Here is a 20,539-nt window from a genome sequence, read left to right on the forward strand (position 1 = left end):
CCTCTGTTTAAACGCGCAGTTGCTTCTCAGGATCGTTCAGGATGTCTTCAAACATGTCTTTGACTCTGCAGTCTTCACACATCTGAATACGCTTGATGGCGTCGCCGGCAAAGGCGCTGTGGTTCTGCATCTGAGCAGTGATTTTGTTGATCACTGCGGCGGTGGCAAACGCCTTGCCACAGCGAATGCATTCGAATGGGGGCTCTTCGTGCAGTACCCGGGGTTGCTGACGCACTTCCCGGTCCAGAGTCACCTGGCTGACGAGGGTAATGGCCTTCTCGGGGCAAGCCTGTTCACACAGGCCGCACTGGACACAGGACTGCTCGATAAAATTGAGCGCCGGCATGTCACCGCCGTCGGTCAGGGCACGGGGCGGACACAGGGCGGAGCAGCTCTGACACAGGGTACACTTGTCGGTATCCACCACCACCTTGCCGTAGGACAGGTGTGGAATAGTCAGGACCTCCTTGTTGTCTGCGGCGCAGCCATTAAGGTGATCCAGGCCATTGTAGAAGGCGTCCCGTTTGGCCAGGCTGGCAGGGTAGGCGGCGATGGCCAGCTCGGGCCACTGAGCAGATTCAGCCACCTTTGCAACCAGTTGTGGCAACTGCTCCACACCCATCAGCTCGATGCGTCCGGGCAGGCCGATGGCCTCCAGTAGCTGGGCAGCAAGCGCCTGCTCCCGGGTCATCAGCGCCATCAGGGTGGGCGGCGTCACGTCGGTGGTCAGCACCACCACCTGACGGGCCCCCCAGGCCAGGGCGGAGAACCAGCTGTCGGTGGCGGCAACGGCAATCTCCTCCAGGGCAACAGGCAGCACCTCTCCGGGCAGTGCCTGCATCTGCTTCAGCGCCTCTTCACCGGCACTGGCATCGTGGAGCAGCACCACAGGACGGCTGTCCGCCAGCTCGATGTAACGGGTGATCAGTCGCTTCAGGTAATCCTGCAGGGTGGCCGGCGCCGGCTGGTCATAGCTGATGGCGCCGGTGGGGCAGGCATTGGCACAGCTGCCTGCGCCGTGACACAGGTTATGGTCCACCACGATCTGGTTGTCGACACTGGCGATGGCATCGGCAGGGCAGAAGTTCAGGCAGCGGGTACAGCCATTGATGCCACTGCCGTGGTGAGCACAGATGTCTGAATTGATCTTCACATAGCGCGGCTTGGAAAACTCTCCCACCAACTCAGGCAACTGAGCCAGGGCAGACGCCAGCTTGTTGGCGTCCTCACCCACGTGGAAATAGCCCGGAGGCAACAGCTCCAGAGTCAGGCTGGGGCTCTGCCCCAGATCCAATACCAGGTCGTAGTGGGGACGGCGTACCGCTGCGGGCGCCAGCTCCAACTCCTTGTCGCTCTCCTTGATGAAGGCCTGGTACTGACCCAGGAAACCTTTCAGGCGAACCTGCTTGCTGTAGTAACTGGGCAGGTTTTCGGTGCGCTCCACGGCCTCCATTACCCTGGTCAGGTGTGTTTCATCCTGGCTGGTGATGGGGTCGGTGGCCACCAAAGTCACTGAGGCCATGCCATCGAGATCGGCGGCGGCCAGACGAATGGCATCCTCCGGCCCGAGAATCAAAAGGTGGCCAGCGGTGGTGTAGGTAACCGTCTGCGGGATCAGGTTTTCCAGCATCTGGACCTGAGCCAGCGCCTGTTCGGCGTATTGGGTATTGCTCACTGTGCGTTCCTGTTTCATTGTTGCCATCGCCACCCTGTGTCTGTGCCGGGCGGTCGTGACTGTGGATTCTTTTTTAATCAGTTGATCAGCAAAGGCTGTACCAACAACTCACCTAAGAGGCTGACTTCAAACCCGGTCAGCTCTGCCGAGATGGGTCATCCTGTTCTGCCTCTGGGTCAAGATGTCCCGGCTCACCGGCGGCACCGGGTAATTCTGGCTGGTTATCTCCGCCTTCGCCGGATTCCTGCTCGGCCTTCGCCAGGGCTTCACGGCGACGCTCCTCCTCCAGGGCCTTATCCAGATGGCGGAACACCTGAGTGGCCACCTCTTTGGCCACCTGAGCACTGAGCTTGGGTTGATCGCTGTAGTCCAGGGCGTACTCCGCCATGCCGTCGGTGATGTTGTATTGAGGCTGGCTCCACAGGGCTCGCAGGGCATCACGCTTCTTGGTGGGATCAACCCCCTCCTTGAGAAACGCGGCGAAGCTGCCTCCCTCCTCGATGGCGTCCGGGTCCGGCAGGGCCTCAGTCTCCTCCTCGGAGCTGGCACGCGCCTCCTCAGACACAGCCTCCTCATCGACCGCCTCTTCCGCCTCCTGTGCGGCCAATGCCTGCTCTTTGGCAGCCTGTTCTTCGGCTGCCTGCTCCTGAGCCAGGCGCTCCTCCTCCTGCTCCTCCTTGACCTTGGTCAGCCGCTGCTGCCAACGGGAAAGCAAACCGGGCTTAGGGTCGGTCATGGCGTTTCTCCCGACGCTCTTTCATCTCTCCACGCACATCGATGTGCTTGCGGCGATGGGCGCAAATCTGCTGCTCACCGTGGCGGGTAATGAAGGCTTCAATCCAGCAGCCCACTGCCTTGGGCAGCGGATAGGTAAAGACCGGCTGATCGCTTTCCAGGCAGCCAGCGGCGATGTTCTGGTTGGCGGTCACCAGCATGGGGATGGGCATTCCCGACTCATCTTCGTCGCACACCACAAACAGCAGAGGGTTATCCAGGTCCAGGTTGAGGCGGTAGTTGGCGCGCTCATCCAAGTGCAGCTCCAGTCCCACCAGGGTGGCGCCCTCTACCTGCTCGGCATCGCCGGGAAGCAGTGCTTCCACCGACCAGCGAGTCTCGCTCCAGCGGCCCATGGTGACCTGTTCGGATTTCAGCTTGACCTGAAGCGGCCAGACGTTTTCGGTTCGTTGCATCGGTTCCTCGCCCTGTGATGGCTGTTCCGCACTTATGTGTGGTCCACAAGCTGCAAAAACCGTTCCAACGCAAAATGGGGGAGAATACGTGAGAATGATCACATCCTCACGCACAGTAAGGACATTTTGTCCCAACCGGGTCAGGGTGTTGGGTCAAACTGGTCAAAATGGGGTGACGCCATTCACAGAGTTGGCCGCCACAGGCCCCTAAATGCTGGAACAGTTTTTGCTAACAAATCACTAGAGTTTGTAGATCCCCTTGAACAGAAGAACCTCTATGCCCCAATTCAGTCGAACCGACACCGATGCCCCACTGACCAAGACGGTGGTGGCCATCGATGCCACCGGCCAGCGCCTGGAAAAACAGATCGCCTGTGAGCGCCCCCTGACCCTCTACCTCAATTGGCAGCCCATAGTGACCCTGATGACCCTGGGAGCCCGCCCGGAGAAGCTGGCGCTGGGTTACCTGAAGAACCAGGGCTTCATCAGCGACGTAGAGAAAGTGGAGTCGGTGATCGTCGACTGGTCCGTCAACTCCGCCGCGGTGATCACCGGCGAGTCCATCGAAGGACTGCAGGAGAAACTGAGCGAGAAGACCGTCACCTCCGGGTGTGGCCAGGGTTCGGTGTTTGGCAGCTTCATGGCCGATGTGGACAACATTCGCCTGCCGGTGCCCAGCCTGAAGCAGTCCACCATCTACGGCTTGCTTAAAAATCTCGGCGAATACAACGAAACCTACAAAAACGCCGGGGCGGTACACGGCTGCGGCGTCTGCCAACAGACCGAGATCCTCTCCTTCGTGGAGGACATCGGCCGTCACAACGCAGTGGATACCCTGGCGGGTGAGCTGTTTCTGAAGCGCCAGTCCGGCGATAATCTGATCTTCTACACCACGGGCCGTCTCACTTCGGAGATGGTGATCAAGGTGGCCAAGATGGGCATTCCGGTGCTGGTCTCCCGTTCCGGCATTACCGAGATGGGGCTTGAACTGGCCCAAAAACTGGGCATCACTCTGGTCTCCCGGGCAAAGGGACGCCACTTCCTGGTCTACAACGGCGCTGAAACCATAGAATTCGATGAGGTCCCTGCATGACGACGGAACGCGAAAACCTGTTTATGAACGCCAAGGAGGTTGCCGAGTATCTCGACCTGAACGAGAAAAAGGTATACGCCATGGCCAACGAGCAGCAGTTGCCTGGCACCAAGGTGACTGGGAAATGGTTGTTCCCCAAGCCGATGATCGATCGCTGGGTGATGGAGTCCTGCCACTTTGGCATGCTCTCCGACCGGCTGATCATCACCGGCAGCGACGACCCCCTACTGCAGTGGGTGATCAACCGGCTGGGGCGCCGCATCGAATCCGCCGGCCTGGTGAACTACTGCTCCACCGGCTCCAAGCTGGGCCTGAACCAGTTGGCCAGGGGTCATGCGGATGTGTGCGCCATGCACTGGGGGGATGAAGCGGAGCGGGATCTTCGCCACACCGCCCTGCTCAAACGCCATCCTCAGTTTAAACAGTGGGTGATGGTCCACGCCTGCAGCCGCGATTACGGCCTGATGATGCGCAGTGACCACCAGCACCTGTGCCATGACCTGGGCGAAACCCTGGCCCTGCGCTACCGCTGGGTGACCCGCCAGGAGGGCGCCGGCGCCCGTCACCACTTCGACAACTGGCTCACCAAGATGCACCGCACCACCACAGACATCAACGTGGTCAGCACCGCCTACAGTGAACGGGAGCTGGCGGGCATGATCGCCCGCAACGAGGCGGAGTTTGGCATGGGGTGCCAGGGGATCGCCGGCGAGTTTGGTCTGGCGTTTGTGCCCCTGGGCAAGGAGTCTTTCGACCTGGTGATGCCCCAGGGCGTCTACTTCCGTTACCTGCTGCAACAGCTGTTTGAGCTGATGCAGACCCCGGATACCCTGGCCTTCGCCCAGCGCCTTGGCGGCTACGACCTCTCCGGCTGTGGCCGGATTATCTGGAGCCCGAGCTGAGGCTGCCCCTCGATGAAAAAGGGCGCCCTGTGGGCGCCCTTTTTCATTGCAGTCCTCGGAGACTGATGGACTGGGTCTCCTCTTCCTCCGAAGGGGCCTCCTTGGGAAGGTTGATGGTAAAGGTGGTCCCAACCCCCTTGGTGGAGTCCACCTCAATCTGCCCCCCGAAGCGGCGAATGATGCCGTAGGAAAGGGCCAACCCCAGGCCGGTGCCGGTCTTGCGGGTAGTGAAGAAGGGATCGAAGATTCTGGGCAACAGCTCGGGATCGATGCCGCACCCGTCGTCGGACACCGCCATCTGCACCCCTTTCACCTGGCCCTGTTCATCCAGCCAGTCGCGGGTGCTCACCCGAATCTGACCACGCTCCTCCATGGCATGACTGGCGTTGATCACCAGGTTGATCAGTACCTGCAGCAGCTGCTGACGGTTGACCACCACTTCAGCGCTCGCCTGGGGGTCGAGCGCCACATCGATGGCCCGCTTCTCGATAGAGTGGCGCACCAACACCCGCATCTCTTCGACAATGGGGTTGATCGGCTGGCGTTCCAGCGGAGCATCGAAGTCGCCAGGTCGGGCGTACTGCAGCAGGGACTGGATGATCGCCTTGATGCGCTGCACCTGCTGCAGCACCAGCTCAATCTCCTCCTCCACATCCTCGGCCCGATCTCCCAGCTCAAACTTCATCAGCTCCATGTTGCCCAGAATCACCGCGGTGGGGTTATTGATCTCATGGGCAATGCCGGCGGTGAGCTCACCCAGGGCCACCAGTTTTTCGTTGGTGACCATCTGTGCCCGGGTCTCCTCCAGCAGCTGCAGGTTCTCCTTTAATTCACGGGTACGTTGCTTGAGACTGCGGGTGCGCTCCTCCACCTTGAACTCCAGCTGTTCCGCCGCCGCCTTGATCTGACGGTTGCGCTGCTGCAGCAGATCCAGCATAAGGTCAAATTGTCGCGCCAGCTGGGACAGCTCATTGTCCGGATCCAACCCCAGGTTGCCGATGCGCCGCTCCTTGCCCTCCTGCATCGCCCGAACCACGGTATGGATACGATCCAGGGGTTTCAGCAGACCGGTGGCACCCTTGTACACCGCCAGGCCGGAGAGGGACAGCACCACCATCAGGATGAAACCCAGTTCGAGGATGTTCAGCAGATAGTTGTGGATAAAAGGCGCTTCGGTGAACCCGGTGTAGAGCATGCCGATGCGCTTGCCGTCCACGTCATACAGCGGCGCATAGGCCGAGATGTACCAGTCGTCGTACACGAAAGCCCGGTCAATCCACACCTGGCCCTTATCCAGCACCTTCATCCGCACCTGATCCGACACCAGGGAACCGATGGCCCGGCGTTCGCCGTCGCGGGCACCGGGTACATTGGTGCTGATGCGCACGCTGTCCAGAAACAGGGTCACCGTGCCGATGGCATCCTGAGGCAGGGTACCCGGGGCATAAAGCAGGTCGCGGATGTTATCCACCAGAGTCTGATTGCGGTTGAGCAGCACCCCGCCATCCAGATAACCCACCACTTCACCGCTGGTGGCCTTTACCTTGAGCAGGGTGCGCATCACCATGCCTCGGCTCTCCATGCCACCGGTGCTGGAGGCGGACATGGGGGTGGACAAAATGGGCATCTCGGCACGGCGGGCCAATACCGGTCCCAGGGAGGCCAGCTCAGGCTTTTGCAGGACCTGGATGCCAGAGCGGGCCCGTTCGCCATCGGCAGGCATCAGCTTGGCCAGCCTGGGCTCCAGCAGCACCTGCTCCAGGGTGAGCAACCGCAGGAAATCCAGACCGAGATCCTCCCGGCTCTTCTCCAGCAACCGGTTGATGGCCACATTGTGGGAGTCCTGGGCGGTCAGCAGACTCTTCAGCTGCCAGGCACTCTGAACCTGGGAGATCACCTGCTCCTGGTCATTAAGCTGCTCGAGGATCACCCCCTGGGCCACGCCAAGGTCGGCGCGCACCTTCATAAACAGCTGGCTGCCGGTGTAGGAGACGTTCCAGTAGATGGTGATAAACACCAGACTGGCCAGGGTCAGCAACACAGGCAGCAACATCAGCACCAGCAAACGGTAACGCACCGTGCTGGTCAACAGGCGAACGTCTCCTTCGAAACGTTTACGCCAATAGGAGAAGATCACTCCTGCAGACCCCACTCTTTGAATTTACGATCCAGGGTCTTACGGGACACTCCCAGCACCCTGGCGGCGGCTGACTTGTTGCCCTGCTGGCTGTCCACCACCTGCATCACGTGCATCCGCTCCACCTCTTTCAGAGGCATCTCATCCGGGTAGCCGGACTGGGCGATGTCGGCCTGAGTATTCTCAGGGGCGATCTGCTGACGCCAGTACTCCACCGGCGGCTTGCCCAGCAACAGGCAACGCTCCACCAGGTTACGCAGCTCGCGGATGTTGCCCGGCCAGTCGTGACGGGTCATCAGCTCCAGATCCTCATGGCTCCAGCTGACCTCCTTCAGGCCCAGCTCCGACGCCAGTTGCCGGGTGAAGTGGTGCACCAGCTCGACGATGTCATCCTGGCGCTCACGCAGAGCCGGAATGCGCACATTCAATACGTTCAGGCGATAGTAGAGGTCGCGACGGAAGCGCCCCTCCTTTACCTCATCCATCAGTTCCCGGTTGGTGGCGGCGATCACCCGCACATCCACCGGGGTCTCCTTCTCGGATCCTACGGGACGAATGGCGCGCTGCTCCAACACTCTGAGCAGGGCGGTCTGCATCTGCAGGGGCATCTCACCAATCTCATCCAGGAAGATGGTGCCGCCGCTGGCGAAACTGAACAGCCCCTCACGGGCACTTCTGGCACCGGTAAAGGCGCCGGCCACGTGACCAAACAACTCACTTTCAAGCAATTCCGGGGCGATGGCACCGCAGTTGACCGGCACAAAGGGACCACTGCGGCCGGACTTTTTGTGCAACAGGCGGGCCACCAGCTCCTTACCCGTGCCGGACTCCCCCTCAATCAGCACCACAGAGTTGGTGGGCGCCACCCGGTCGATCACCTCTTTCACCCGGGTCATGGCATCACTGACCCCGATCAGGGTGTCATCCCCCACCAGGCTCTGTTTCACCTCCCGCTTTAAAAGCAGATTCTCCCGGCGCAACAAGCGTCGCTCCAGGCAGCGGTCCACTGCCTGCATCATCTGCTCCAGATGGAAAGGTTTCATGATGAAGTCGGCGGCGCCGGCCCTCAAGGCGCGGATGGCGGTCTCCATATCGGCGTAACCGGTCATAAAGATGATGTCGGAGCGGCGACTGCCCGGATCCAGGGCTTCATTCCACTCAATGCCGTCCCGTCCCGGAAGGCGGATGTCCACCACCAGCAGATCGAAATGGCAACGGCTTCGCAGTCGTTCGGCGTCTTCGACACTGCCGGCGGTTTCCACCAGGGCGAAGCGCTTTGACAGGGCCTTTTTCAAAAAGGAGCGCATGCCGGGTTCATCATCGACGATCAGAACCGACAGGGCTGGTGTTTGTAGCACATCATCGTTGTTCATGGCGCTGCATTGTCCGATTGATATGGAGCCAATTTGTCCCAGGCTAGGCCATTTTGGCCGTGCCCGCTTCAAGGGTGTGTCATTTTGACCTAGTTGACCAGCAAAATCCTGTGAGACAGCTCAAACTTTTCAAGGAATTCGAGTTGGCATCTAAATTGCTGTTCGTATAAAAGAACTTGCCATACCCAAATAAAAATGGAGAAACAGATGAAGCGCATCGTCACCGGCCTGTTGGCCCTGACCCTAAGTTTTGGCGCCTTTGCGGCCAAGGACGTAAAACTGGCTACCACCACCAGCACCGACAACTCAGGTCTGCTGGCCTACCTGCTGCCCGCCTTTGAACAGGACAGCGGCTACCACATCCAGGTGATCGCCACCGGCACCGGCAAGGCTCTGCGCCACGGTCGTAACGGTGATGTGGATCTGGTGATGACCCACGCCCCAGGTGCCGAAGCCAAGTTTGTCGACGACGGCTTTGGCCGTATGCCACGTCAGATCATGGCCAACGACTTCATTATCCTGGGTCCCGACAGCGATCCGGCAGACCTGAAACACGCCAACGGCATCGCCGATGCCATGAAGCGCATCCACGATACCAACGCCATCTTCGTGTCCCGTGGCGACGAGTCCGGCACCCACATGAAGGAGCTGAACCTGTGGAAGAAGGCCAAGGTATCCAATGAATACGCCGGTTACCGCGCCATCGGCCAGGGCATGGGCCCAGCCCTGCTGACCGCCAATGAAATGCAGGGTTACCTGCTGGCAGACCGCGGCACCTACCTGGCCTTTATGCACAAGCTGAAGCTGAAAGTGCTGTTTGAGGGCGACGCGACCCTGCAAAACCCCTATCAGGTGATTCTGATCAATGACAAGAAGTACCCAGATCTGAATCATGACGGCGCCAAAGCCTTCTCCGACTGGCTGATCAGCGACAAAGGTCAGAAGATGATCAATGATTTCCGCATCAAAGGTCAGCCGCTGTTTAAAGCGACCTACAAAAAGTAGTGTGAATGAGTAGCACCCTAGACACCCTGCAGCAGGCCGTCGGCCTGCTGCTCAGCTTTGATCATAAGGTGTGGAGCATCATCCTGGTCTCCTTCACTGTCTCGGTCAAAGCCCTGGGCCTGAGTCTGATACCCGCCATCATGGCGGGTTTTGTGCTTGCTCAGGGACGCTTTCCCGGACGCCACACCTTTATCGCCCTGTTCCAGACTCTGCAGGCGATTCCCACCGTGGTGGTGGGCCTGATGGTCTACCTCCTGCTGTTCCGCCAGGGCCCAATGGGCGATCTCCGCTGGCTGTTCACCCAGAACGCCATGGTGATGGGTCAGATCATGCTGGCCACGCCAGTTTTGGTCTCCACCAGTTACGCCGCCTTCGCCAGCGGTGACTGGCGAGCCTGGGAAACCGCCCGAACCCTGGGTGCGTCCAAGCTGAGGGCGTTTCTGACCCTGTGTCACGAACTCAGAGTGCCACTGATGGTGGCCATCATCGCCGCTTTCAGCCGTATCATTACCGAAGTGGGCAGTTCCATGCTGGTGGGGGGAAACATTCAGAACCTGACCCGCAACATGCCCACAGCCATCGCCCTGGAAACCAGCAAAGGGGAGTTCGCTCAGGCGGCCGCCCTGGGTATGGTGCTGGTGTTCCTGGCGCTGTTGCTGAACTTCTCTCTGAGCGCGTTGCGCGGAAAACAGGAGCATCGTCATCGTGGTTAAGGTCTCCCTTATTGATCCCCTGATCGCCGTGGAAGGGCGCACCCTGCTGCAGGCGGAAGAGATCAGCATCGAGGCTGGGCAGAGCATCTGGCTGCGAGGCGCCAACGGCGCCGGCAAAACCACCCTGCTCAAGACCCTGGCCGGACTGCGTAAGCCCGATGGCGGCGAGCGCAGAGTCGATGGCGCACCTGGCCCCTGGTGGCGCCTTAAGGTGGGTGCGGGTCAGATCATCTATCTGCATCAGACCCCCTATCTGTTCGACGGCAGTGTCCGTCAAAACCTGGCTTACAGCCTCAGCCTGCTGCCGATGAACCGCAGCGACAAAGAGGCCCGAATCGACGAAGCGCTGCGCGCAGCCGAACTGACTCATCTGGTGGACCGTCCCGCCCAGGTGCTGTCAGGGGGCGAACGTCAGCGTCTGGCCCTGGCCCGGGCCTGGGTGGTGCGTCCGGCGATCCTGCTGCTCGATGAACCCACCGCCAACCTGGACCAGCACTCCATCGAGGTGGTGGCTGCCATGGTGACCCAGTTGCAACAGCGAGGCTGCGGCATTATGGTCACCAGTCACCAGACCACAGAGGTGACCAGGCTGTGCCGCGACGTATGGCAGATTCACAATGGCCACCTGTTTCATACTGTCAGCGAGGAACACCCCCGTGCCAGCTACCAATAACAACATCACCCTGGCCGTACTGGCCGGGGGCCGGGCCCGCCGCATGGATGGCGAAGACAAAGGCCTGGTGACCGTGGCAGGGAAGCCGATGATCAGCCATGTTCTGGAGCGCTTCACAGAAGACGCCGCCCAGACCCTGGTCATCGCCAACCGCAATCAGGACGCCTACGGCGAACTGGGCCACCCCGTGTTCAGCGACGAGCTCGAAGGGTTCCAGGGCCCGATGGCGGGCATGCGCACCGCCCTGCGTCATTGTGAATCTCCCTACCTGCTGGTGCTGCCCTGTGATGTGCCCATGCTGCCCGGTGACCTGCTTCACAAAATGTTGGATCAGTTGCAGAGAGAGGATGCGCAGATCGCCGTTGCCTGCGACGATGAGCGCGAACACTCCGTTATCCTACTGATGAAGTCGGATTTAGGCCCCTCCATCGACGAGTTTCTGGCCAACGGAGACAGAAAAATTCTGCTTTGGTACAACCAAAAGCGCCTGACCAAGGTAACCTTCCCCGGTCAGGCCGAGGCCTTTGCCAATATCAATACTGCCGAGCAGCGGGACGAGCTGGAACAGCGGCTGCTGGCGAATAAGGATTTGTAACTATGAATGTCGACCAAATTCTGGCGGATTGCCGGGTGCCGGTACTGGGCATCTGCGCCTACAGTGGCACCGGAAAAACCACGCTGCTGAAGAAGCTGATCCCAGAGCTCAACCGTCGTGGCAAGAAGCTGGCCGTGATCAAGCACGCCCACCACAACTTCGACGTCGACATTCCTGGTAAGGATTCCTTTGAGCTGCGCAAAGCCGGCGCCGAGCAGATGCTGGTGGCCTCGCACATTCGCCGCGCCCTGATGGCGGAAAAGGTCACCGACGGCGACCCCGACCTGAAAGAGCTGCTGGGGATGATCGACCAGACCCGGGTGGACATGATCCTGGTGGAGGGATTCAAGAAGCTGCCACTGCCCAAGCTGGAGCTGCACCGCGCCGAAGTAGGCAAGCCCTTCGTCTTTACTCAGGATGACGCCATCCGCGGCATCGCCGTGGACGCCGACACCCAGTTGCCGGACGATCTGGCCCTGCCGGTGCTGGAGATCAACGACGTCGACGCCATTGCCGACTTTATCGAGCAGTTTGCCGCCGACTGGAAGCCGGTGGGCTACGCGCCACTGGGCACCTGTGGCTGTGACGACGTGGAGCGCAAGCAGCTGTCCGTGGCCCAGGGCCAGGCACGCATCCTTGGTGAAGTGAAACCGGTGACCGCCACCGAAACCGCCCCCCTGCTGCAGGCGCAGAACCGGGTACTGGGCGCTGACATCGCCTCTCCAGTCAATGTGCCTCAACACACCAACTCCGCCATGGATGGCTACGCCATCCGTAACGACGGCCAGCACGACAGCTTCACCGTAGTGGCCGAAGTCCTGGCTGGCCACGGCTATGACGACGAGGTTCTGTCCGGCGAAGCGGTGAAGATCATGACCGGGGCCCCACTGCCAGCTGGCGTGGATACCGTCATCATGCGCGAACTGGCCACCCAGGAGGGAGACCAGGTCCGCTTCGACGGCGACATCGAGACCGGCCAGAACATCCGTCAGGCCGGCGAAGACATCGCCGTTGGCGCCACCGCCCTGACCGCCGGCAACCGTATCGGCCCAGCCGAACTGGGGCTGCTGGCCTCCCTGGGTCTGGGGGAACTGCCGGTCTACCGCAAACCCAAGGTGGCGGTATTCTCCACCGGCGACGAGGTGTGTCAGCCCGGCGAGCCCCTGAAACCCAACTGCATCTTCGACTCCAACCGCTTCACCATCCAGGGGATGCTGGCCAAGTTAGGCTGCGAAGTGGTGGACCTGGGGATTCTGGAAGACACCGAAGAGGCGATGGCCGACGCCTTGCAGGCCGCCAGTGAACAGGCGGACGTGGTGATCACTTCGGGTGGTGTCTCCGTGGGTGACGCCGACTTCATCAAGCCGGTGATGGAGCGCCTGGGTCACATCGATTTCTGGAAGATCGCCATGCGCCCCGGCCGTCCTCTGGCATTTGGCAAGATCAAGGACACCCTGCTGTTCGGCCTGCCCGGCAACCCGGTGGCCGTGATGGTCTCCTTTATGCAGTTTGTTCAGCCCGCCCTGCGCAAGATGATGGGCGAGCCCAACTGGAAGCCGCAGATGATGCGCGCCACCGCCGGCGAGCCGATGCGCTCCAAGCAGGGCCGCACCGAGTTCCAGCGTGGCATCATGCAGCTGAACAGCCTGGGTGAGCTGACGGTGACCACCACCGGCGCCCAGGGGTCCGGGATCCTGAGCTCGATGGTTCAGGGCAACTGCCTGATTATTATTGAAGAGTGCCAGGGCAACATCAGCGCTGGCGAGGCGGTCTGGGTTCAGCCCTTCGCCGATCTGCTGTAACGGGAGCACCCCATGAGCCTGATAGACGGCTTTGGCCGTAAGATCGATTACCTGAGACTGTCCGTCACCGACCGCTGCGACTTCCGCTGCGTCTACTGCATGGACGAAAACCCCACGTTCCTCAAGCGGGATGACGTGCTGACCCTGGAGGAGCTGAGCGTCATCGCCCAGGCCTTCACCGAGCTGGGCGTCGAACGGATCCGCCTCACCGGCGGCGAGCCCCTGGTGCGCACCGACCTGAGCGTGCTGGTGCGCAAGCTGTCCAAGCTGCCGGGTCTGAAAGATCTGTCGATGACCACCAACGGGTCGCGACTGACCAAGTTCGCCCATGTAATGTCCGGCAATGGCCTGCAACGCCTCAACATCAGCCTGGACACCCTGGATGCGGATCGCTTCGCCGAAGTCACCCGCAAGGGCAACCTGGAACGGGTTCTGGCGGGCATCGATGCCGCCCGGGATGCCGATTTCGAGCGGATCAAGATCAACGCCGTCGTGATGAAGGGCAAAAATGACCACGAGGTGCTGGACCTGGTGAACTTCGCCCGGGACAAGGGGATCGACATCAGCTTTATCGAGGAGATGCCCCTGGGCGCCTTCGACGGTGAGCGCCGGGAGCAGACCCTGTGTACCTCGGAAGAGGTTCGCGGCTTCATTGAGCCCACCCATCCGCTGACCCCCACCTCGGATCGCACCGGCGGCCCAGCCCGCTACTACAAGATGGCGGACAGCGACATTCGTGTGGGCTTCATCTCGCCCCACAGCCACAACTTCTGCCACGAATGTAACCGGGTGCGGGTGACGGTGAAGGGTGAACTGCTGCTCTGTCTGGGTAACGAGAACTCGGTGGACCTGAAACAGATCCTGCGGGACAACGACGGCAGCGTCGACGCGGTGAAGCAGGCGATCATCACCGCCATGAAGGTGAAGCCGGAGAAGCACCTGTTCGGTCACGAAGAGGGCACCCAGATCCTGCGCTTTATGAGCCTGACCGGCGGCTAACGCCGTTGTCCGTCAGAAAGCCTCGCCATGGAGCGGGGCTTTTTTATGGGCGCAAGAAATTGGGGGAAACAGGGGGGGGTTTCTGGGGGCCAGAAACAGAAAAAGCCGCTGATAAACAGCGGCTTCTCTATGAATAATGGGGTGGCTGATGGGATTTGAACCCACGACAACCGGAATCACAATCCGGGACTCTACCAACTGAGCTACAGCCACCACAGAGTCTTTTGTGTCAAACCAAATCCCCTGGCGGAAAATGGCGCGCCCAGGAGGATTCGAACCCCCGGCCTCACCCTCCGGAGGGGTGCGCTCTATCCAGCTGAGCTATGGGCGCTTCCTTTGACGGCGGCTATGTTACGGTGAACACCGGCACAGGTCCAACGTTTTTTCCAAAAACACCGCACGACCGAGCAAAAAATAGCTAACGCGGCGGTTTTTGTCACCAGTCTTCACTGTTTGTTCTTCAGCATCGCCCGCAGAGCGGCGATATTGGCCTTGCCGGACTGCTGTCGCTGGGCCTCGCTCTGGCGCTTCCTGCCCTTGTCCCAATCCAGATCGTCCTGAGGCAGTTCCGCCAGGAAACGGCTGGGTTCGCAGCGGATCTGTTCACCGAACTGACGACGCTCCCGGCACAGGGTGAAGATCAGCTCCTTCTGGGCCCGGGTGATCCCCACATAGGCCAGGCGGCGCTCCTCCTCCACGTTGTTCTCGTCCAGGCTGCTCTGGTGAGGCAGCAGCCCCTCCTCCATGCCGACCATAAACACATAGTGGAACTCCAGCCCCTTAGAAGCGTGCAGGGTCATCAGCTGCACCTGATCCGCCTCCTCCTCCTCGGAGTTGCGCTCCATCATGTCCCTCAGCGTCAGCTTGGTCACCACCTGGGGCAGGGTCATGGGCTCCTCGAGGTCATCCCCCTCCAACATGTCGGTGATCCAGCGGTAGAGCTCGGAGACGTTCTTCATCCGCATCTCCGCCGCCTTGGGGCTGGGGGAGGTGTCGTAAAGGAAATCCTCATAGTTGATCTCCCGCACCAGGTCCTTCAGCGCGGCCAGGGTATCGCCCCGCATCGCCCGGTCCGCCAGCTCCACCACCCAGCGGGTGAACACCATCACCGACTCGGCAGCAGACTTGGGCAGGTGCTGCTCCAGATCCGGCTCGAAGGCGGCGGCAAACAGGCTCAGCTGTCGCTGGTTGGCCAGCCGCCCCAGGCGCTCCAGGGTCGCCGGTCCCATGCCACGCTTGGGCACATTGCAGATGCGCAGGAAGGCGTTGTCATCATCGCCATTCACCAGCAGTCGCAGGTAGCCCATGATGTCCTTGATCTCCGCCCGGGAGAAGAAGGAGGTGCCTCCGGACAGCTTGTAGGGGATGCGGTTGGTCATCAGCGCCTTTTCGAACAACCGTGCCTGATGGTTTCCCCTATAGAGGATGGCGTACTCTTTATAGTCGGTGCGATTCACAAAGCGGTGACGGATCAGCTCGGCCACCACCCTTTCCGCCTCGTGATCCTCGTTATTGGCACTGAGCACCCGCAGGGGATCCCCATAGCCCAACTCAGAGAACAGCCGCTTATCATAGACATGAGGGTTGTTGGCAATCAGGATGTTGGCCGCCTTCAGGATTCGCTGGCTGGAGCGATAGTTCTGCTCCAGCTTGATCAGCCTCAGCTTGGGGAAGTCCTGACCCAGCAACACCAGGTTCTGCGGTTTGGCGCCCCGCCAGGAGTAGATGGACTGATCGTCGTCCCCCACCACGGTGAAGCGGGCCCGCTGGCCCACCAGCAACTTCACCAACTGGTACTGGCTGGTGTTGGTGTCCTGGTACTCGTCCACCAGCAGATAGCGGATGCGGTTCTGCCAGCGTTCACGCACCTCCTCGCTGCTGGCCAGCAGCAGGGTGGGAATCATGATGAGATCATCGAAATCCAGGGCGTTGTAGGCGGTCAGGTGCTCACGGTAACGGCCATAGAGCTGGGCGAACAGGATGGATTGCGGGTCCCGGGCCAGCTGCAGCGCCTTGTCCGGCAACACCAGGTCATTCTTCCAGTTGCTGATGGCATTGATCAGCGCATTCAGCTGGTCCTTGTCCCCCTCCAGCTCATTCTCGGTGAGCTCTTTGAGCAGGGCCAGACTGTCCTGGTCGTCGAACAGGGTAAAGTTGGGCTTGAGCCCCAGAGACTTGTGCTCCCGGCGAACGATCTCCAGCCCCAGGGTATGGAAGGTGGAGACCCACAGGCCGCGGGCTTCCTTCTTGCCCAGGGTCTGAGACACCCGTTCACGCATCTCGCGGGCGGCCTTATTGGTAAAGGTCACTGCCGCGATATGTCGCGCCTGATACTCACACTGCTGCACCAGATAGGCGATCTTGTTGGTGATCACCCGGGTTTTGCCGCTGCCGGCTCCGGCCAGTACCAAGCAGGGGCCGGACACATACTCTACGGCCTCCTGCTGACCAGGATTCAGTCTCATTGTTTCTCCCGCTGTCGTTAGGGGCGCTATTCTACCGGAAATGGCGGCTTGGTGCGCCTGTCATGAGACTCCCCCTGTGGGCGATTTCTTTGTTACCATAAATCCAAGCATTACGGAGTAGATACCATGATTAACACGGACAAGCTGGAACAGATCGCCAAGCAGATGAACGACGCCCTGCCCCCGGGACTGAAAAGCGCAGCGGAAGATTTTGAGTCCAAAGCCAAAACCATCCTCCAGAGCCAGCTGGCCAAACTGGATATGGTCAGCCGGGAAGAGTTCGACCGTCAGAGTGCGGTGCTGGCGAAAACCCGCCAGATGGTGGAGCAGCTGGAAGCTCGGCTGGCTGAGCTCGAAGCCAAACAGGAACCGGACACTGAAGAGTGATCCCAAGCGTCAGTGGCAGCGGGGTGAGTTCCTGCTGAGCACTGACCGGGCCAGGCTGGATCGGGCCATGGTCCACCGCTACCTGAGCGAGGAGGCTTACTGGTCTCCCGGCATTCCCAGGGCTTTGGTGGACACAGGCATCGACAACGCCCTGTGCTTTGGCCTCTATCATGGCAGGCAACAGGTGGGCTTCGCCCGGCTGATCACCGATTACGCCACCTTTGGCTACCTGGCAGACCTGTTTATCCTTCGGGAATGTCGAGGCCAGGGGCTGGCGAAATGGCTGGTGGACTCCCTGTTCGAAATGGAGGAAACCCAGCGCCTGCGGCGCATCATGCTGGCCACGGTGGATGCCCATGAGCTCTATCGCCATGTCGGTTTCGGCCCCAGTGCCCACCCGGAGAGGCTGATGGAGATCCACCGCCCGAACCTGTATCGCTCACTCTCCCGGAGCGATGAAAGTTCCCCCGAATTCTGAATAGTTTGCAAAAGGCGAAGCGGTTCACCCTTTGGCAATATCAGGGATTGACCTTGGTGTAGCACAAGGGTTTAGCATACGCTTCAATAGATGTTCTAAGCTGAATCCACAACCTGACCAAAAGGACAACCGAGTGAGCAAGCGTTTTGCCCTGGCCCTGGCCCTGATGTTCGCCCCCCTGGCGACCTGGGCGGCCCAATTTGTTGAAGGTACCCACTACATGGTCGTCAGCGATAAGCCGGCGTCCGACAAGCCCGTTATCAAGGAGTTTTTCTCCCTCTACTGCGGCCACTGCTACAACATGGAGAAGCGCTACCTGCCGCTGATCAAGCCCGGTCTGGACAAGTCCATCGACTTCCAACAGGCCCACGTAGACTTCATGAACTCCGAGATCGGCAATGAGGTCATCCTCTCCCTGGCCGTGATGCAGGAGATGGGTGTCGAAGAGAAGGTGAAAAAGCCCCTGTTTGCCATCCTGGCGGGTGGCGACCACCACCACGGCGAAGGTGAGTCCCACGACCACGAGGCGGAAGCGGGCATCCACAACCGCAACGACATCAAGAAGGTATTCACCGACAATGGCGTCGATGTGGCCGACTACGACAAGATCGCCGCCAGCGATGCGGTCAAGACCAAGGTGATGGGCTGGATGGTGGATCAGCAGAAATTCCGCATCCAGAGCGTACCCACCTTCGTGGTCAACGACAAATACATGATCAACATGAGTCAGATCCGCACCCTGAGCGAACTGACCGAGTTGATGAACTACCTGGCCACCGAGAAGTAACTCTGGCCCGGATGATGGAAAAAGCCTCCGCCTTCGGAGGCTTTTTTGTGACTTTTGCCGAACAGTGGCGAAGAAAACCCCAAGGAGATCACACCATCAGGCCCCTGCATTGGGCTAGGCTTGGCTCATGAATGAGCTGATCCTGTTCAACGTTTACCTCTTCTACGGCTTGGTGTTTTTCACCATCGGCTGCGTCATCAGCTTCCGCAACCTCAAGGTCAGCAAGCTGGCCATCGCCTCCGCCCTGCCCGCACTGGCCCTGTTTGGGTTCACCCACGCCTTCCATGAATGGTCTGAACTCTATCTCAAGCTTTGGAATGGCACCCTGAATCATGAATGGTGGGTGTGGATCAAGCTGATGCGCATCGCCAAGCTGCTGATCTCCTTCCTGGCTCTGGTCTGGTTTGCCTGGAAGATGCTGGACATCCTCACCGCCCCCCACCGTCGCTGGTTGGGATATCTGGTGCCCGGACTGCTGACTCTCTATCTGATCGCCACCCTGGTGCATCTGACCATTTTTCCAATCGAAGAATCGCTGCTGCTGTCGGTGCAACTGACACGCTGGATATTCGGCCTGGCCGGGGGCTGCCTGGCCGGAATCGCCATGATCTACTACGCCCGCGAGTTGTCTGCCCTGCATCATCAGGGCGCGCACCCATTCGCCTGGGCCGGTGTTGCCCTTATCGCCTATGCCATTGCGGCGGGCCTGCTCTCTTCAACCTGGGGCATCTGGGTTCCCATAGTGAGAATGCTGTGTGCCTTTGGCCTGCTGGTCAGTCTGCTTAAAGCACTGAAGCTGTTTGATCTGGAGTATCAGGAGCAGATCGAGGAGCAACAGCGACGCATCATGCGAGGGGAGAAGCTCAGGGCCATGGGGGAATTGGCCTCAGGCATCGCCCATGAGATCAAGACACCGCTGAGCTACGCCACCCTCAGTTGCGATCTGCTCGAACGACAACTGGGTGATGACCCCGAGCCCAGGCGGCAGTTGGATCGCATCCGCCATGGCCTGAACAGGGCCAGCCACATCAGTCAGGAGGTGCTGCACTTTGCCAGGAACAGCAGCGAACACCGGCTGGTGCGAATAGGCAACGTGGTGGACTCCGCTCTGGGGCTGATGCAACACCGGCTGAAAAGCTTTGACGTGGAACTGGACCTGCAGGAGGGGTTGCTGGTCGAAGGGGATTCGGTCAAGCTGGAGGAGGTGATCATCAACCTGGTCAACAACGCCATCGACGCCAGCGGTGATGAGCGCCGATTAAGGCTGTCTGCCCAGGAATATCGAGACCAGGTGCGGGTCACCATCGAGGATTGGGGCAAAGGGATGTCCACGGAACAACTGAGCCAGGCGATGAGCCCCTTCTTCACCACCAAACCTCAGGGCCGGGGCACCGGACTGGGGCTGGCCATCTGCCAACAAATCATTCAACAACACCAGGGCGAACTGGTGCTGTCCAATAAAGCCCCTGGCCTGGAGGCCAGTTTCACCTTGCCAAGGAGCGTCCTGTGACCCTAACCATATTGCTTGCAGAAGATGACCAGGAACTCAATGACACCATCACCGAGGTTCTGCAATCGGAGGGGTGCGACGTCTACGCTTGCCACAGTGCCGAACAGGCGTTGGATCTGGCGGAGCAACGCAAGTTCGACATCGCCCTGTTTGATCTGGTGATGCCCGGCATGTCCGGTGTCGAGGCGATCGCCGCCCTCAAGCGGCTGCAGCCGGGTATCAGCGTGGTGATCACCACCGCCTTCGCTACCGTGGACACCGCCGTGGACGCCATGAAAAAGGGCGCCGACGACTTCGTCACCAAGCCCTTCAACCTGGGTACTCTGATCACCACACTGCGCAGGGTTCAGGCCCAGAAGCAACCTGCCATGGCCCTGGAGGACGACGACGCCAACAAGGTGTTCTCCGCCCTCTCCAATCCCATGCGCCGGGCGGTGCTTCAACAGCTCGCCCGGCATAAGAAACTGCGCTTTATGGATCTGTGCCGCCTGGCTGGCGTGGAGAACCACACCCAGTTCAACTTCCACCTCCGCCAGCTCAGGCAGAGTGGCCTGGTCGAGCAAAGTGCGAGCAAAGTCTATTTTCTGACAACACAGGGGCAACAAATGGTGGCCCTGCTCAGCTCATCCACTGATTAATTAAGTCAATAAAATCATCATCTTGACAAACATCTGACAACTCTACTTATCAGAGAGTAAAGTTGTGTCAATTTCCCTAATCTGGATGACATTTTCGTCAAATTCGATACTGCAGGT

The 20,539-nt window shown here is 60.0% G+C and carries 19 protein-coding genes and 2 tRNA genes; 13 read left to right on the top strand and 8 right to left on the bottom strand.

Features of this window, described 5'->3' with window-relative positions; all coding sequences use genetic code 11:
* Positions 1–7: 7 nt before the first annotated feature.
* The 3 genes from G505_RS0101670 to G505_RS0101680 all read right to left on the bottom strand — a co-directional run bounded on the left by G505_RS0101670 (position 8) and on the right by G505_RS0101680 (position 2,865).
* Entirely contained in the window at positions 8–1,693 is a 1,686-nt protein-coding gene (locus G505_RS0101670; protein WP_425402163.1) for a 4Fe-4S binding protein, read from the bottom strand.
* 118 nt (positions 1,694–1,811) lie between these two features.
* Positions 1,812–2,411 (bottom strand): DUF3306 domain-containing protein, encoded by a 600-nt coding sequence (locus G505_RS20245; protein WP_084643717.1) that lies wholly within the window; start codon positions 2,409–2,411, stop codon positions 1,812–1,814.
* Positions 2,398–2,865 carry a DUF3305 domain-containing protein gene (locus G505_RS0101680; protein WP_028108005.1) on the bottom strand — a complete coding sequence of 156 codons (468 nt, stop codon included), beginning with the start codon at positions 2,863–2,865 and terminating at the stop codon, positions 2,398–2,400. The genes G505_RS20245 and G505_RS0101680 overlap by 14 nt, the downstream gene beginning before the upstream one ends.
* 277 nt (positions 2,866–3,142) lie before the next feature.
* Here G505_RS0101680 and G505_RS0101685 point away from each other — a divergent pair, with 277 nt between their 5' ends.
* Both G505_RS0101685 and G505_RS0101690 read left to right on the top strand, forming a co-directional pair.
* Positions 3,143–3,958, top strand: a complete 816-nt coding sequence (locus G505_RS0101685; protein WP_035384950.1) for a formate dehydrogenase accessory sulfurtransferase FdhD — start codon at positions 3,143–3,145, stop codon at positions 3,956–3,958.
* Positions 3,955–4,860 (top strand): helix-turn-helix transcriptional regulator, encoded by a 906-nt coding sequence (locus G505_RS0101690; RefSeq protein ID WP_028108007.1) that lies wholly within the window; start codon positions 3,955–3,957, stop codon positions 4,858–4,860. The genes G505_RS0101685 and G505_RS0101690 overlap by 4 nt, the downstream gene beginning before the upstream one ends.
* 43 nt (positions 4,861–4,903) lie before the next feature.
* Here the strand turns inward: G505_RS0101690 and G505_RS0101695 are convergent, their stop codons facing one another.
* Together G505_RS0101695 and G505_RS0101700 are read right to left on the bottom strand one after the other, a co-directional pair.
* A complete protein-coding gene (locus G505_RS0101695) occupies positions 4,904–6,913 on the bottom strand; it encodes a sensor histidine kinase (protein WP_084643729.1) in 2,010 nt (669 codons plus the stop codon).
* 80 nt (positions 6,914–6,993) lie between these two features.
* Positions 6,994–8,370, bottom strand: a complete 1,377-nt coding sequence (locus G505_RS0101700) for a sigma-54-dependent transcriptional regulator (RefSeq protein ID WP_035384951.1) — start codon at positions 8,368–8,370, stop codon at positions 6,994–6,996.
* Positions 8,371–8,577: 207 nt separating this feature from the next.
* Here G505_RS0101700 and G505_RS0101705 point away from each other — a divergent pair, with 207 nt between their 5' ends.
* Genes G505_RS0101705 through moaA form a run of 6 tightly spaced genes read left to right on the top strand, consistent with a single transcriptional unit; the run spans position 8,578 to position 14,157 of the window.
* On the top strand, positions 8,578–9,375 hold the full coding sequence (locus tag G505_RS0101705) for an ABC transporter substrate-binding protein (RefSeq protein ID WP_028108010.1): 798 nt from the start codon (positions 8,578–8,580) through the stop codon (positions 9,373–9,375).
* Positions 9,376–9,380: 5 nt separating this feature from the next.
* Positions 9,381–10,088, top strand: a complete 708-nt coding sequence (locus G505_RS0101710; RefSeq protein WP_028108011.1) for an ABC transporter permease — start codon at positions 9,381–9,383, stop codon at positions 10,086–10,088.
* The gene (locus G505_RS0101715) at positions 10,081–10,761 is read left to right on the top strand and encodes an ABC transporter ATP-binding protein (RefSeq protein ID WP_028108012.1); all 681 of its coding nucleotides are present in this window, start codon (positions 10,081–10,083) and stop codon (positions 10,759–10,761) included. Before G505_RS0101710 ends, G505_RS0101715 begins: the two co-directional genes overlap by 8 nt.
* Positions 10,745–11,356: a molybdenum cofactor guanylyltransferase MobA gene (mobA, locus tag G505_RS0101720; RefSeq protein WP_028108013.1), complete on the top strand. Its 612-nt coding sequence runs from the start codon at positions 10,745–10,747 to the stop codon at positions 11,354–11,356. The genes G505_RS0101715 and mobA overlap by 17 nt, the downstream gene beginning before the upstream one ends.
* Before the next feature lie 2 nt (positions 11,357–11,358).
* A complete protein-coding gene (locus G505_RS0101725) occupies positions 11,359–13,158 on the top strand; it encodes a bifunctional molybdopterin-guanine dinucleotide biosynthesis adaptor protein MobB/molybdopterin molybdotransferase MoeA (RefSeq protein ID WP_028108014.1) in 1,800 nt (599 codons plus the stop codon).
* A gap of 12 nt (positions 13,159–13,170) precedes the next feature.
* Positions 13,171–14,157, top strand: a complete 987-nt coding sequence (gene moaA, locus G505_RS0101730) for a GTP 3',8-cyclase MoaA (RefSeq protein ID WP_028108015.1) — start codon at positions 13,171–13,173, stop codon at positions 14,155–14,157.
* A 137-nt stretch (positions 14,158–14,294) separates the two neighbouring features.
* Here the strand turns inward: moaA and G505_RS0101735 are convergent.
* The 3 genes from G505_RS0101735 to rep form a co-directional block, all read right to left on the bottom strand.
* Positions 14,295–14,370, bottom strand: a tRNA-His gene (locus tag G505_RS0101735).
* 41 nt (positions 14,371–14,411) lie between these two features.
* A tRNA-Arg gene (locus G505_RS0101740) sits at positions 14,412–14,488 on the bottom strand.
* Positions 14,489–14,603: 115 nt separating this feature from the next.
* Complete coding sequence (gene rep / locus G505_RS0101745) at positions 14,604–16,622, bottom strand: DNA helicase Rep (protein ID WP_028108016.1); 2,019 nt, start codon at positions 16,620–16,622, stop codon at positions 14,604–14,606.
* Between the two features lie 126 nt (positions 16,623–16,748).
* On the opposite strand from rep, the gene ubiK reads away from it, so the two are divergent.
* The 5 genes from ubiK (at position 16,749) to G505_RS0101770 (ending at position 20,422) form a co-directional block, all read left to right on the top strand.
* A complete protein-coding gene (gene ubiK, locus G505_RS0101750) occupies positions 16,749–17,009 on the top strand; it encodes a ubiquinone biosynthesis accessory factor UbiK (protein WP_028108017.1) in 261 nt (86 codons plus the stop codon).
* A gap of 67 nt (positions 17,010–17,076) precedes the next feature.
* Positions 17,077–17,487, top strand: coding sequence for a GNAT family N-acetyltransferase (locus G505_RS20250; protein ID WP_084643721.1), 411 nt, complete (start codon positions 17,077–17,079; stop codon positions 17,485–17,487).
* Between the two features lie 133 nt (positions 17,488–17,620).
* Complete coding sequence (locus G505_RS0101760) at positions 17,621–18,274, top strand: thiol:disulfide interchange protein DsbA/DsbL (RefSeq protein WP_028108018.1); 654 nt, start codon at positions 17,621–17,623, stop codon at positions 18,272–18,274.
* Between the two features lie 127 nt (positions 18,275–18,401).
* Positions 18,402–19,784, top strand: a complete 1,383-nt coding sequence (locus G505_RS0101765) for a sensor histidine kinase (protein ID WP_028108019.1) — start codon at positions 18,402–18,404, stop codon at positions 19,782–19,784.
* The gene (locus G505_RS0101770) at positions 19,781–20,422 is read left to right on the top strand and encodes a response regulator (RefSeq protein WP_028108020.1); all 642 of its coding nucleotides are present in this window, start codon (positions 19,781–19,783) and stop codon (positions 20,420–20,422) included. The genes G505_RS0101765 and G505_RS0101770 overlap by 4 nt, the downstream gene beginning before the upstream one ends.
* The last annotated feature ends 117 nt before the right edge of the window (positions 20,423–20,539 follow it).

The sequence above is a fragment of the Ferrimonas futtsuensis DSM 18154 genome, assembly GCF_000422645.1.
In the GTDB taxonomy this organism is placed as follows: domain Bacteria; phylum Pseudomonadota; class Gammaproteobacteria; order Enterobacterales; family Shewanellaceae; genus Ferrimonas; species Ferrimonas futtsuensis.